The sequence below is a fragment of the Terrisphaera buseokensis genome (genome assembly GCF_047521145.2).
Taxonomy (GTDB): Bacteria; Verrucomicrobiota; Verrucomicrobiia; order Opitutales; family Opitutaceae; genus ER46.
The window spans coordinates 1,122,834-1,135,936 of sequence record NZ_CM134186.1; the positions used below are offsets into that span (position 1 = coordinate 1,122,834).

Here is a 13,103-nt window from a genome sequence, read left to right on the forward strand (position 1 = left end):
TAGTCTGTGCGGACGTGCCCGGAAAAGCCAGTGGCACGTGACGGTCGGGTGGAAGTCAGCGGGTCGGACCGGCGTTGGGCACGCGGGGGGCGCGGACGTCGCGGCCATTCTGATGCAGCGTGACCGCGCCGACCGCGCCGTTGGCCTCGCGCTCAAAGGTCAGCGCCGCGGCCACCACGTCGTATACAAAATGATCCGGAGCGTCGCAGAACACCGGCAGCGCGGGCTGGCCGGTGAGCTTGACCAGCAGGGTGTCGCCGCGGTTGCTGACCTCGATGAGGACCTGCGGCGTGAGTTGAAAGCGACCGGTGAAGTCGCGGAGCTTGGCCGCCGCGGGAAAACGCAGCACGGGCGGCGGCGTGGCGGTGCGTTTCGCCGGCACTTCCTTGCCGTTCTGGTGCAGCGTCAGCGCGGTGATCGTGCCGGCCGCGTCGCGGTGAAATTGAAACTCCGCGGCCACGGCGCGCGCAAAGAAACGATCGGCGCCGGCGTGAAAGATCGGCAGGAAACCCTGGCCCGTGAGCCGCGCCCGGGGACGCCCGGACTCGTCGAGCACGACCGTGAAGCGTCCCTGCGCGTCGATCGCATACACGCCGGGATAGGCGGCGAGGCGATCGGCGGCCAGGGGCGTTTCGGCGCGCGTCTTCAGGTCGGTGGACACCGCCGGCGCGGGTTGGCGGACCGACATCACGACAGCCGCGGGATCGAGCGAGTCGTTGTTGAGCAACAGGACCGTCGCGCGGCCGCGCGCGGGCGTCAGTTCGAAGTACGTGCGAAAGCCACCCGTGCCGCCACTGTGATTGTACACGTCGTCGTCGCCGCGTTTCGCGATCAGGATCGCGAGTCCGATTTGCGCCGTGCGGCTGCCGAACGGTGCGCGCGGCTGGCGCGCAAGGTCCCACGCGGCCGTGAGCGCGGCATGTTCGCCGCTGAGCAGCGTCTGCGCGAAGCGGGTGAGATCGGCGGCCGTGGAACGCAGCGCGCCAGCGCCGGCCAGGGTGTCGAGTTTCCACGGCAGCACGGCCGACGATCCGGAGTGCGGCGTGGCGAAACGCGTGCGCTGCTCGTCGTTCAGCGCGATGACGGTGTCGGCCAATGCAAGCGGGCCGGTGATGCGCGCCGCCACGAGCGCCGCGTAGCTCTGGCCGTGGATGCGCTCGAGCACGTGGCCGAGGAGACCGAAGCCGAGATTCGAGTAACTGGCCGGCTGCGGGGCGGGCGCCTGCGCGCGATAGTCACCGAGATATGAATACAGCTGCGCGGGCGTGTAGTCGGCGTACGGATCGGCGGGATTGGCCGGCGTGAAGTTGGTCGGCAGCGACGGCAGGCCCGAGGTGTGCGTGGCCAGCTGTTCAAGGGTGACGCCCGCGGCGTCCGCCGAAAGCGCGATCTCCTTGGGCAGATGCTTGGAAATGGGATCGCTGAGCGCCGCCTTGCCCTCGAGCACGGTCTGCGCGAGCAGCAGGCCGGTGAAGACCTTGGTGAGGGAGCCGATCTCGAAGATGATTTTTTCGGGCGGCAGGCCGTCGCGCGGCGCGGGGCGGCCTGCGGCGGCAAACGTGCTCCGGCCGTTGTCCACTTCGCCGAGGACGAAGCCGCCGGCGGGCAGCGTGGCGGCGGCGCGTTCGACGGCGGGGCGAAGCGGAGCCGGTGCGGCGGACTGGGCGAACGGGCGCGAGACGGCACCGACAACAAGCATGACCAGCAGGACCGCGGCGCGGATCGACGTTCTCATGGGGCGTGGTGCCGAGCGGAAGGGGCGGAGGCCGGAGCGGCAATTCGAAACGCACCCGGGTGCGGACCGACGGGTGGCGGACGGCATTTCTGACGCACCGACACGTTCGAACATTGTGCTGCGGTCCGGATCGGTTCGGCATCGGTCGAACCCCATTCCGCCCGTGACCCTTCGCTCCGCTTGTTTTCGATCTTCGTGTGTTCTCCTGCTGGTCGCCGCGGCGTGCGGCGCTGAAACGCCGGCCGCCCGCCCGAAGCAGGACGCGAACGGCAATCCCATTCGCTATGCGGCCACCGGCCACGTTTCGAATTACGACGAAGCCAAGGTTGGCGCGTACACGTTACCCGATCCGCTGCGGCTGCAGGATGGCCGGCGGGTGGCGGATGCGGCGATGTGGACGACGCTGCGACGGCCGGAGGTTTTGAAGCTGTATCAGGATGAAATCTACGGCCGGGTGCCGGCGACGGCGCCCAAGGCGAGCTTTGACGTCATCGAGAGCGGCACGAGCGTGCTCGAGGGCGCGGCGACGCGGAAACATGTCGTGGTGCGTTTCGGCGATCAGGCGGACGGCCGGAAAGCCAACGTCGTCATCTACGTGCCGGCGAAGGCGCGCGGTCCGGTGCCGGTGTTGTTCCAACTGGTGTTTTTCGGCGGCCTGCCGTCCGCGGTGCCGCCGCCCGCGCCATCGGCGGCAGCGAACACTGCCGCCAAGACCGGCGGGACGCGACCGACGGAGACCGGGCCGGTGGCCGAGATCATCGCGCGCGGCTATGCGTATGCGACGGTGCGATACACGGAGTTCGAAGGTGATCGGGCCGACACGGCGCTCACGGGGGTGCGTCGGCTGGCACTGGCGGCCGGGCAGGAAAAACCCGCGTCGGGTGAGTGGGGGACCGTCGCGGCCTGGGCGTGGGGCGCGAGCCTGGTCATGGATTATTTTGCAACCGATCGCTCGCTGGACGCGAAGCGCGTCGGCCTCATCGGCCACTCCCGGCTCGGCAAGACCGTGCTCTGGGCCTCGGCTTCGGATCCGCGTTTCGCCGTCGTGTTTTCGAGCTGCAGCGGCGAGATGGGCGCATCGCTGGCGCGGCGCGACTACGGCGAGAGCGTGGACGACATGGCGGCCAATTTCCCGTGGCAGTTCACGGGCGCGTTTCAGAAATATGCCGGGCGGTGGAACGACCTGCCGGTGGATGCGCACCTGCTGATCGCGTTGTCGGCGCCGCGGCCGGTGTTCATCACGGGTGGCACGCAGGATCAGTGGGCCGATCCACACGGCGAGTTTCTCGCACAGGTCGCGGCGGGACCGGTGTACCGGTTGCTCGGCGCGAAGGATCTCGGGGCGGAAAAACTGCCGCCGCTGGACATGCCGCTGGTCGCCGGCGACCTCGGGTTTCACTATCACACGGGCGGTCACACGATGACTGCAGGCGACTGGGAGGCGTTTCTCGCCTTTGCCGGTCGCACGCTCCGCCCGACCGTACCCTGATTTTTCGAACCGTTCCCACCGTGGCAGCGTCAGACTATTCGCGAGGTTGACGTTGGGTCGGTTCTCGGGATAGTCTGAGGGTCTTCGTCCCCGATGGTTTCCCCTCGCAGGCTGCTTCGTTTCTCACCCGTCTTCGTAACTGCTCATCTGTAACACGCCCCTATGAAAAACTGGACACGCAAAGAGTTCATCAGAGCTTCGCTCCTTGGCGGCAGCGCCGCTCTCGTCGCCGGACAAACCCGGCTTTATGGTCAGGTCGCCCCCGCGGCGGGTAGCGCCAATGGCGACATCCGGGTTGCGGTGGTCGGCATCAACGCCCAGGGCCGTGGCCACATGATGGATTACTGCAACAAGCTGCCCGGCGCGCGCCTGGTGGCGATTTGCGACGTCGACAGCGACGTGCTCGCGAAGCGGGCCGCCGATTGCGAGAAGGTCGGCGTCAAGCCGAAGACCTACGGCGATTATCGAAAGCTCCTTGAGGACAAGGATATTGATGCCGTGGTGCTCGCCTCGCCGAATCACCAGCACTCGCTCCAGACGATCTGGGGCCTCCAGGCGGGCAAGGATGTTTACTGTGAGAAGCCGCTTTCGCACAACGTGTGGGAAGGCCGCCAGGCGGTCGAAGCCGCCAAGAAGTATTCGAAGAACATCGTGCAGGCCGGCACGCAGAATCGCTCCTCCGAGGATGCCATGGAGGCGATTTCGTACATTCGCTCCGGCAAGATCGGCAAGATCAAGTGGGCGCGCGCGCTGTGCTACAAGCAGCGTGATTCCATCGGCCGCACGACCGGCGCGCAGCCGGTGCCGGCGAGCATCAATTACGATCTTTGGACGGGTCCGGCGGATTTGACGCCCCCGCGCCGCAACGGGCCGAAGGGCACCGTGCATTATGACTGGCACTGGTTCTGGAACTACGGCGGCGGCGACATCACCAACCAGGGTATCCATCAGATGGATGTGGCGCGCTGGCTCCTCGGTGAGCCCGGCCTGCCCCCGACGGTGATGAGCTTCGGTGGCCGCTTTGGCTACCAGGACGACGCCGAGACCCCGAACACGCTCATCTCGGTGCTCGGCTACGAGAAGGCCCCGTTGATCTTCGAAGTCCGCGGTCTGCCGATGAAGGCTGGCATGCGCGCGATGGACAAGTATCGCGGCACCGACGTCGGTGTCGTGGTCCAGTGCGAAGGCGGCTACGTCACCCTCGGCGCCAATGGTGGCGCGCTGGTGTACGACAACGACAAGAAGAAGATCGAGCAGTTCGCCAAGAACACGCTTGGTCAGCACCGCGCCAACTTCGTCAAGGCCGTCAAGAACCGCAAGGTGGTCAACGGTCTGATCGAGGAGTGCCACTATTCGTCCGCCCTCTGCCATCTGGCCAACGTCTCGTACCTCGTCGGTGCGGAAAAGACCAACACCCAGCTGGCCGACGCCATCAAGTCGAACGCCGACACCAAGGATTCGCATGCCCGCATGCTCGATCACTTGAAGGCGAACAACGTCGATCCGGACGGCATCAAGACCGTCGTCGGACCGTTGCTGAAGATCGACGGCAAGTCCGAGAGCTTCGTGGGCTCGGAAAAGACGATCGTGGACGCCGCCAACAAGAGCGCGCTGCTGAAGCGCGAAGGTCGTGGCGCCTTCAAGATCCCGACGTTCAAGAACGGCGCGATCGCGGCTTCGTAAGCGAGGCCTGCGATCCCTGGTTAATCTCAAAGCCCCGCGCGCAAGCGCGGGGCTTTTTTGCGCCCGCTGGTGACGTTACTGTGAGCGGAGTAAGACCGGGAGCGCAGGCGTCCCGCCTGCTTGAATTCGATCGATGAAATGCAGGCGGGGACGCCTGCGCTCCCGTCTCATACCAATCGCTCCTTGCTTTTGGACGTCTGGATCGATCGTGGCTACGAGCGCCAGCGAGTGGCCGTTCGGCCACTCGCTGGCGCTCGTAGCCACGGCTAAGGTCCCAAGGCAAAGCGCGATTGGTATTATTCCGCCTTCTTCGCCTTTTTCTTCTGCCCGCGACCGCCTTCGTCTTCGGTGACCGGACCGGTGAACGGCGGGCGCTCGAAGGTCTGGCCGTCGCCCGTGACGCGCGGATCCTTGGCCGCGGTCAGTCGCGCCATCAACTGTGTGGACAGTTCCGTCTTGGCGGCGGCGTAAGCCGGATCGCCGGCGACGTTCTTCATCTGATCCGGATCCTTCTTCAGATCGTACAGTTCCTCGCCCGGCCGCCGGCCGAACGCGTGATCGTAGTAGGATTTCCACTTCGGATCATCCCGATGCGCGATCAGCCACGCCTTCGTCGGACTCGCGTCCATATCGGCGAAGCCGATCCGCGTGTTGGTCTCCAACGCGCCACTCGCGATGACGTCGGCGTTGATCGCCGTCTTGGCATCGCCCATCGGCGTGCGGTCGGCGGCGAAATTGCGAATGTAGACAAAGTCCTTCGTGCGCAGGGCACGCATAGGATACGGGAGATAGCCCTCGCGCGCATCTTCGACGTGGCGCTCGCGGCCGGTGATCACCCAGGTGCGGTCCGCTTCGATCTGGCCGCTGCGATCGGATTTCAACAGGGAAACGATTGAGCGACCATACAGTCCCGCGGGCGGCGTGGCGCCGCCGATTTCCATGAAGGTCGGCGCGAGATCCGGCAGGCACACGAAGTCGTCGACGACGCGTCCGCCCTTGCCCGCAGGCACGCGTGCGACGAGCGCGACGGCCGTGCCGTGATCGTAGAGATTGCACTTGCCCGACGGCACGCCGGGCATGCCGTGATCGCCGCTGATCACAATGAGCGTGCGATCCAGTTCGCCCGCGGCTTCGAGGCGTTCGCGCAGGATGCCGACGTAAGCGTCGACCGCCTGGCACTCGCCGAGATAGTCGGCAACGTCCTCGCGCACTTCCGGCACGTCCGGCAGGAACGCCGGCATCCTGCCCTTGAGCGAATCGGGCTCGATGCCCCACAGCGCCTTGCCCGAACCCTTGATCCACGTGCGATGCGTGGTCGTCGTGCCGAAGAAGTAATGCCACGGCTGCCCCGGCTTACGATCCGCGAGAAACGCGTCGAAGTTACCGCGCACCTGGGCCGAGATTTCCGCGCGGGCGGCCTCGATGCTCTTGCCACCTTTCACCCGGGTGGTCGCCTCCTCGGAGAAGTTGTTCGGCGCGCGTCCGGATTGTTCATACGCGTGCGTCTGGCCGCCAAACGGGGCGTCGGCCGGCGTGCCCGGACTCCACACCTTGTAGCTCTTGCCGATGTGGTAACCGGCGTCGCGCAGCATCAGCGGAAAACTCGGGATCGTCGGATCCCAGACCGCGCCGCGCAGGATCGCCCCGCGACCGGTGTTGAAAAAATACCGGCCCGACAACAGCGAGCTGCGGCACGGGGTGCACGACGGCGCGTTGACGAAGGCCCGGCGAAACGTGACGCCCTCACGCGCGACGCGATCGATGTGCGGCGTCTTGATGACGTCATTCAATGACGGCTTGCCGTCGATCGCGGCGTAGGTGCTGGCGTAACGGCCCCAGTCGTCAGCGAACACAAACAGGATGTTCCAGCGGGGCGCGGCGGAATCGGCGGCGACGAGCCGGACGGTGCAGGCGAGGACGGTAAGCAGCAGCCAGACGAGGCGAAAGGGACGTGTCATCATGGGGAAGTAGGGGACGAAAGTGTGGTGCGAGCACCGCGGCCGAGGCAAGGTTCGCAATCGAGCAGGGGCGTGGATCGCGCGGTTACTTCGACGGCTCGGCAGGACGCGTGGCGGCGCTGATTTCCTTTCGCGTTTGCAGGAAATGGCGCAACGCCTCGGGCGCGCCCGCGTCGAGATCCCGCTCGAGCCGGCGGTAAGCCGCCACCTTCAGCGTGATCACGCCCTGCAGAGCGTCGCGGCGCAGTGCCGTCTCCCGTCCGGGCGTGAGCGACAATTGCGCCAGCCGGGCGAGCCAGCCGTCGTAGAAGCGGATGCCCTCGTCGTTCAGCCAGCGGGCCAGCGCGGTCGCGTCGCGGTTTTTCGCGTACGCATTGATGGCGGCGTTCTCGCCCTGGACGATGGCCGGCTCACGATCAATCAGACCGCCGATCTCACGGCTCCACGCGAGCTCTTCGCCCACCCGGTAGGCGAAGCGCGGGGCGTAGATCACGCCCGCTGCCCACGCGACTCCCGTCGCCGCCAGCGCCCACGCCGCACGCCGACCGCGCAACCGCCGGCGGGTTTCCACGTCGAGCGGCAGCGCGCAAATCCAGCCGAGCGCCACGCCGCCAAGCAGGCCGCCGAGGTGGGCGGCGTTGTCGATGTTCGGATGGACTGCCCCGTAGAACAGGTTGTAGCCGGCAAACACCAGCGTGCTCTTCAGGATCGGCCGAAACACGCCCTTCGGCACGCCGTGCTTTTCGCGCCACAGGTAGCCGAGCAGCGCGCCGTAGACGCCGAACACCGCGCCCGACGCACCGGCGCTCCAGACCTTGTCGCCGTTCCACAGCAGCGTGGCGACGCTTCCGACGATGCCGCTGCCGAGGTAGACGATAAGGTAGAGGACGCGGCCGAACAGGCGTTCGACGAGATGACCGGCCTGGAAAAGCGCCCACGCATTGAGCAGCAGATGCAGCAGGCCGAAATGCATGAACATGCACGTCACGAGCCGCCACCACTCGCCGTCCGTCGTCGCGGCCGCGTTGTTCGCGCCGAAGCGCATGTAGGGCGTCATGCTGGCGACCTCGAACCAGCCGGCGCCCAGGAAGCCCATCACCACGAAGACGGACAGGTTTGCGAGCAGGATTAGGTTGGTCACTGACTTCAGACCCTCACCCGTGTCCGGCTGCCGGTGGAGGCGCTCGATGAAGCTCTCGCCCGCGATGAAGTCTTCGTCCTGCGTCGCGGGGAGCTGATCGAAGACGAAGACGGCCTCGGCTTCATTGGCGCAGGAAAAGACAAACCGGGCCTGATCGCGGCCGGTTTTGCCCACCGTCGAAGCGAAGCCGACCGTGGTGTCCTCGCGCGTCACATTCGAGATCGCATCGGTGCGTATCGCCATTTCCACCACGGTGCCGCCGATCGAAAAACGGCCGCGCTCCTTCCCGCGAAACACGAAGCGCGGCTCGGCGTCGCGGATGACCAGCACGCCACGACCGCGCAGATCGCGGTTGTAGTGGCCGCTGCCGCGCGCGTTGAAATTGACGGTGAAGGTGGATTCTCCAGTGACGCCCGGCGTGGTTGGTTCCATGGCAGCAGCGTGAAACGAAGGAGCGGGGTGGCAGGCGGAATTGAACGCGCGGGACTACGGCCGCGTTTCCACCGGGTTGAGCTGCAGTTCCTGCAGGCGCGGGGTCTGCTCCGGCGTAAGCGTGAACGTGACCGCCACGCGGCCCTTGTCGCCGGTGAGGACAAACGTGCCGCGCAACTGATTCTCCGGACTGACCTCGCCGATGGACTGAATCGTGCCGGCTTTCGCCAAGACTTCGCGGGCGTGTGCGATCCACGCCTCACGCGGCCGATCGGGAAAGAAGTTCTCCGCGACGATCGCGTCGGCCAGCGCGGGCTCCCACGTTTGCACGAGCGTGGCGATCTGGCGGTGGCGCGTGACGAGGATGGCGGACGGCGGCAGCTGCCGGCGCGGCAGCCCGGCCTTCTCGATCAGCAACGCGCCGACGCGGGCATTGATCGCGCTCGTGCCGGCGTAGGTGAGATTGGCGAAGGACATAATCGCGAGGCCGTGCTCCGGGTAGAACCGGTGATTGCTGCCGAAGCCGGGCAGGCCGCCGCTGTGCGCCACGCTCACCGTGCCGGTGGCATCCATTGTCCAACTTAACCCGTAGCCGTAACCGGAAACCGAGGGCGCCGGCTGGCCGGCGAGATTCTTCGCCTCCGCGAAAAGCCGTGTGACCTCCGCTGGCTTGTGCATTTCCCGCAGCGTGGCGCGCCGCACGAGACCGTTGTCCGGATCGTTCCGCGCGGGCCAGGCCGACAGGTGCAGCCGCAGGTAGTGCGCGAGATCGGGCACGGTCGTGAGCAGGCCGCCCATCGCGCCATAGCTGCCGTCGTGCAGCAACGGCTCGAGCTGCCAGCCGGCGCCCGCGCTCCGATATCCGAGCGCCAGCTTCGCCGCCGGCACCGTGGAGAATTCCCAGACGGTGTCCTTCATGCCCAGCGGCGTGAGAATCTCGCGCGTGATGTACTGCTGGTACGGCACACCGGCGACCTGCGAGATGATCGCACCGAGCAGCGCGTATCCGAGATTGCTGTACTCGAAACCGATGCCCGGCGGGTTGGAGAGCGCCAGGCCCCGTTGCAGAAAGGCGCGGAGGTCGGCCGGGCTCACGGCGAGCTGGCGGTCGCCCCACGGGTTGTCCTCGGGAAAACCGGCCGTCATCGTCAGGAGGTGGCGAACGGTCACCGGCGGCGCATCGGTCGTCAGCGCGCCGACAGCGCGAAACTCGGGGATGAATTTCTCCACCGGATCGAAGAGCGAGAGTTTGCCCGCATCGCGCAACTTGAGGACGGCGAGCGCGGTGAAGCTCTTCGTCATCGAGGCGATCCGGAAACGCGTGTCCGGACCGGCTGCAATTTTCTGCTCGACGTTGGCGAGGCCGCGCGCGCCCGTGTGCACGAGTTCACCGTCGAGCACGATGCCCCACACGAGCGCGGGATAATTTTTCTTCACCGCGTAGTCGGCAAACTCGCGATCGATCTCAGGCACGATCGCCTCCAGTTTCCGGCGTCGGTCGGGATCAGTGAATCGCGGCGTGCTGTAGTCGTGCGCCGGGGCCGGAGCGGCCGAGGCCGGCGCGAGCAGCGTGGCCAGGCCGAGAAGAAGCAGCGGAAGTTTCATGGGACGAGTCGCGGGAGCGCGGAGAGAATTGGCATTGGCGCCCGCATGTCGAACGCGTTAGCGATTCCCGCCATGCAATCCACGATGAGCCGATGGGTGATGGGCGCGGTGCTGCTGGGCGCGGCGCTGGCCGTGAATGTGTTCGCGGCGGAAAAAGCCCGGGTGAAGGCGCTGAAGGTCACGGTCCTCTCGACCATGCTGGCGGACGGCGACGAACTCGGCGAATGGGGGTTTGCCGCGCTCGTGGAAGTCGATGGCCGCAAGATCCTCTTCGACACCGGGGCGAAGACCGACGTCGTGCTGAAGAATCTCCAGACGTTGAAACGCGACGTGGACGACGTCCCCGACGTAATCCTGAGCCACTGGCATTGGGATCACATCGGTGGCTTCATGAAATTGCGGCAGGACGTGATGGCGCGGAAGCCGACGGCGCTCGCGCGCACGCACGTCGCGGACGGCTTCTTCGACTCGCGCAGCGGCACGCCGCCGGGGGTGGAGCTCAATCAGATGATCCGCACGAAGACCGACTACGAGCAGACGGGTGGCACGTTCGTCGTGCACACCCAGCCGGTCGAACTGTATCCGGGCGTGTGGCTGACCGGCCCCGTGCCGCGCCAGCATCCGGAGCGCAACTGGAGCGGCAACGTCAAGGTGAAGACGGCGGCCGGGCTCCGCGAAGACATCATCGCGGACGACATGGCGCTGGTCGTCGACACCGAGCAGGGCCTGGTGGTCGTGACCGGCTGCGCGCACGCGGGTGTGATCAACATCATCGAGCATGCGCGGACGTTTGTCCGGCCGGCGCGCGTGCATGCGCTCGTGGGCGGCATCCATTTGTTTCGCGCGAGCGAGACCACGCTCGCGTGGACCGCGGGCAAGCTGCGCGAGTTTGGCGTCGAACATCTGATCGGCGCCCACTGCACGGGCATCGAAACCGTGTATGGATTTCGGCGCGACGTCGGGCTCGATCGCGCCCATTGCGTGGTCGGTGCCGTCGGGCAGGTGTTCGAACTGGGCAAGGGAATCGACGCGCGCACGATCGCGAAGTAGTGACGGCAGGGCACGTGTCGCGCCGGCCTCATACCAATCGCTCTTTGCCTTTGGACTTTAGCCGTGGCTACGAGCGCCAGCGAGTGGTCGTTCGGCCACTCCTTGGCGCTCGTAGCCACGTTCGATCCAGAAGTCCAAAAGCAACGAGCGATTGGTATCAGCCGGAACGGTCTGATTGCCCGCGAATCCACGCGAACGGCCGCGAATGAGCAGCGAGTGAAACTCGCGGCGGTGGGTGTGACTCGCGCAGTTTTTTGCGGAATTCTGGCGAGGCGTGCGACCGTGCGGTCCGGGAAGCCCGCGCTCCCGGCTCCCGCTTACGCCGACGGGTACTCCCAGCCTTTGCGGTACTCGCGGCGCAGGAGTGTGTTCGCGGCGTCGTCGCCGATGATCCGTTCCTTCGCGCCGTCCCATTCGATGCTCTTGCCGTGCTTCAACGACAGCATGCCGAGCAGCGCCATGTTGGTGGAGAGATGCACCTCGCCGATGTCGCTCACCGGTTTCGCGCCCGTGCGGATCGCGTTGAGGAAATCGGCCCAGAGTTCCTTGATGTTCTGCGCATCGGGCGAATTGAGTTTCGGTTCCTCCGTGACAACCGGCTGGCGTCCATCCGTCGGATAAAACGTCCAGCCCTTCTGCCAGCCCATGTGGAAGGTGCCCTTGGTGCCGTAGAAATAGCAGCCGACGTTCTCGCCCTTGTCGGTGTTGTTCCCGGCGAAGCGCCGGTGTTCCCACTGCACGCTGAACGTGTCGAAGCTGAACGTCGCGAGCTGGTGATCGGGGGCGTCGGTCGTCTGCTCGGCCGCCGTGGAAATGGCCGGGCCCGCGATCGGCCGTCCGCCGGTGGAATAAATTCGTTTCGGGTATTTCTCGCCGGTGATCCAGAGCACCTGATCGAGCCAGTGAATGCCCCAGTCGCCGAGCGTGCCGTTGGCGTATTCGAGGTAGTTGCGGAAACCGCGCGGATGGATGCCGCGGTTGCCGGCGCCCTGGCTGGGATTGCGCGGATCGCCGCCATTGAAAGGCCGCAGCGGCGCGGGGCCGCACCAGAGATTCCAGTCGAGTTCCTTCGGCACCTCGACGGTCGGCAGTGGTTTCTCGGCGCCGCCGCCGTAATTGACGAAGCAGCGGACCATGCCGATCTCGCCGATCTTGCCGGAGCGGATGAAGTCGCGGCCGCTGACGTTGTGCGGCGAGATGCGCCGGTGAGTGCCGACCTGCACGACGCGGCCGGTGGCGCGGGCGGCGTTCACCATGGCGCGGCCTTCCATGACGGTGTGACCGATCGGTTTCTCCACGTACACGTGCGCGCCGGCCTTCACCGCTGCGATCATGGGCAAGGCGTGCCAGTGGTCGGGCGTGCCGATGATCGCGATGTCGGGTTTCGCCTGCGCGAGGAGCTCGCGGTAGTCCTTGAAAAGCTTCGGGGTGTCGCCGGTGCCGGCGCTGACGTTCTTGAGCGTGGGTTCGAACTGGCGCGCATCGACGTCGCAGAGGGCGACGACCTCGCAGGCGCCGCTCGCCATGGCTTCGCGCAGGATGTTGTTGCCCCACCAGCCGCAACCGATGAGCGCGGTGCGGAATTTCCGGGTGCCGGATTTGTCGGCGGCGCGGACACTAAATGGCAACGCCGCGAGGGTCGTCGCGGCGGCGGAGGTATGGAGGAAGTGGCGGCGATTCATGGGGGCGCAGACAGCTAAGCGGAGTTGGGCGGGACGCAAAGGACAGAATTCCGCGATCCGGCCGGATGCACGCCGATGGAACGTTTCACCGTTGACGCGTCACAGGCACGGCTCGTGAATCGCCCCGCTTCGGCGGCCTGTCACCCGCGGTCGGTCAGGACAGACTGCACGTCGTTTGCGACCCCGTTCCTCCGGCCGAGTCCGCCGCTGGGAACCGCGCAACCATCGGTGGTTCCCCTCAGCGTGTCGCCCCCCTCTTCTTCCTCCTCGTCCCTTTTTCCGCCGCCCCGGTTGCTCCGGTGGATTGTTGCTCTCGCGGTAGGACTGC

The 13,103-nt window shown here is 66.3% G+C and carries 8 protein-coding genes; 3 read left to right on the plus strand and 5 right to left on the minus strand.

The window, feature by feature from the left end; all coding sequences use genetic code 11:
• Nucleotides 1-55: 55 nt before the first annotated feature.
• The gene (locus tag ACLJEU_RS04040; protein ID WP_414660853.1) at nucleotides 56-1,735 is read right to left on the minus strand and encodes a serine hydrolase; all 1,680 of its coding nucleotides are present in this window, start codon (nucleotides 1,733-1,735) and stop codon (nucleotides 56-58) included.
• Nucleotides 1,736-1,898: 163 nt separating this feature from the next.
• Here ACLJEU_RS04040 and ACLJEU_RS04045 point away from each other — a divergent pair, with 163 nt between their 5' ends.
• Complete coding sequence (locus ACLJEU_RS04045; protein ID WP_414660852.1) at nucleotides 1,899-3,224, plus strand: glucuronyl esterase domain-containing protein; 1,326 nt, start codon at nucleotides 1,899-1,901, stop codon at nucleotides 3,222-3,224.
• Between the two features lie 162 nt (nucleotides 3,225-3,386).
• Nucleotides 3,387-4,907: a Gfo/Idh/MocA family protein gene (locus ACLJEU_RS04050; protein WP_414660851.1), complete on the plus strand. Its 1,521-nt coding sequence runs from the start codon at nucleotides 3,387-3,389 to the stop codon at nucleotides 4,905-4,907.
• 296 nt (nucleotides 4,908-5,203) lie between these two features.
• Here the strand turns inward: ACLJEU_RS04050 and ACLJEU_RS04055 are convergent, their stop codons facing one another.
• The 3 genes from ACLJEU_RS04055 to ACLJEU_RS04065 form a co-directional block, all read right to left on the minus strand.
• Nucleotides 5,204-6,868, minus strand: a complete 1,665-nt coding sequence (locus ACLJEU_RS04055) for a sulfatase family protein (RefSeq protein ID WP_414660850.1) — start codon at nucleotides 6,866-6,868, stop codon at nucleotides 5,204-5,206.
• A gap of 82 nt (nucleotides 6,869-6,950) precedes the next feature.
• Entirely contained in the window at nucleotides 6,951-8,438 is a 1,488-nt protein-coding gene (locus ACLJEU_RS04060; RefSeq protein ID WP_414660849.1) for a rhomboid family intramembrane serine protease, read from the minus strand.
• Nucleotides 8,439-8,492: 54 nt separating this feature from the next.
• On the minus strand, nucleotides 8,493-10,043 hold the full coding sequence (locus ACLJEU_RS04065; RefSeq protein ID WP_414660848.1) for a serine hydrolase domain-containing protein: 1,551 nt from the start codon (nucleotides 10,041-10,043) through the stop codon (nucleotides 8,493-8,495).
• A gap of 72 nt (nucleotides 10,044-10,115) precedes the next feature.
• Between ACLJEU_RS04065 and ACLJEU_RS04070 the strand changes: the two genes are divergently transcribed.
• A complete protein-coding gene (locus ACLJEU_RS04070) occupies nucleotides 10,116-11,093 on the plus strand; it encodes an MBL fold metallo-hydrolase (protein ID WP_414660847.1) in 978 nt (325 codons plus the stop codon).
• Nucleotides 11,094-11,410: 317 nt separating this feature from the next.
• On the opposite strand, the gene ACLJEU_RS04075 is transcribed toward ACLJEU_RS04070, so the two are convergent.
• The gene (locus ACLJEU_RS04075) at nucleotides 11,411-12,775 is read right to left on the minus strand and encodes a Gfo/Idh/MocA family protein (RefSeq protein ID WP_414660846.1); all 1,365 of its coding nucleotides are present in this window, start codon (nucleotides 12,773-12,775) and stop codon (nucleotides 11,411-11,413) included.
• Nucleotides 12,776-13,103: the final 328 nt, after the last annotated feature.

Excerpts from the sequence above, each read along its gene's own strand:
- ACLJEU_RS04065 (WP_414660848.1), bottom strand. The coding sequence starts at position 10,043 with ATGAAACTTCCGCTGCTTCTTCTCGGCCTGGCCACGCTGCTCGCGCCG.
- ACLJEU_RS04060 (WP_414660849.1), bottom strand. The coding sequence starts at position 8,438 with ATGGAACCAACCACGCCGGGCGTCACTGGAGAATCCACCTTCACCGTC.
- ACLJEU_RS04070 (WP_414660847.1), top strand. The coding sequence starts at position 10,116 with ATGCAATCCACGATGAGCCGATGGGTGATGGGCGCGGTGCTGCTGGGC.
- ACLJEU_RS04040 (WP_414660853.1), bottom strand. The coding sequence starts at position 1,735 with ATGAGAACGTCGATCCGCGCCGCGGTCCTGCTGGTCATGCTTGTTGTC.
- ACLJEU_RS04055 (WP_414660850.1), bottom strand. The coding sequence starts at position 6,868 with ATGATGACACGTCCCTTTCGCCTCGTCTGGCTGCTGCTTACCGTCCTC.
- ACLJEU_RS04050 (WP_414660851.1), top strand. The coding sequence starts at position 3,387 with ATGAAAAACTGGACACGCAAAGAGTTCATCAGAGCTTCGCTCCTTGGC.
- ACLJEU_RS04075 (WP_414660846.1), bottom strand. The coding sequence starts at position 12,775 with ATGAATCGCCGCCACTTCCTCCATACCTCCGCCGCCGCGACGACCCTC.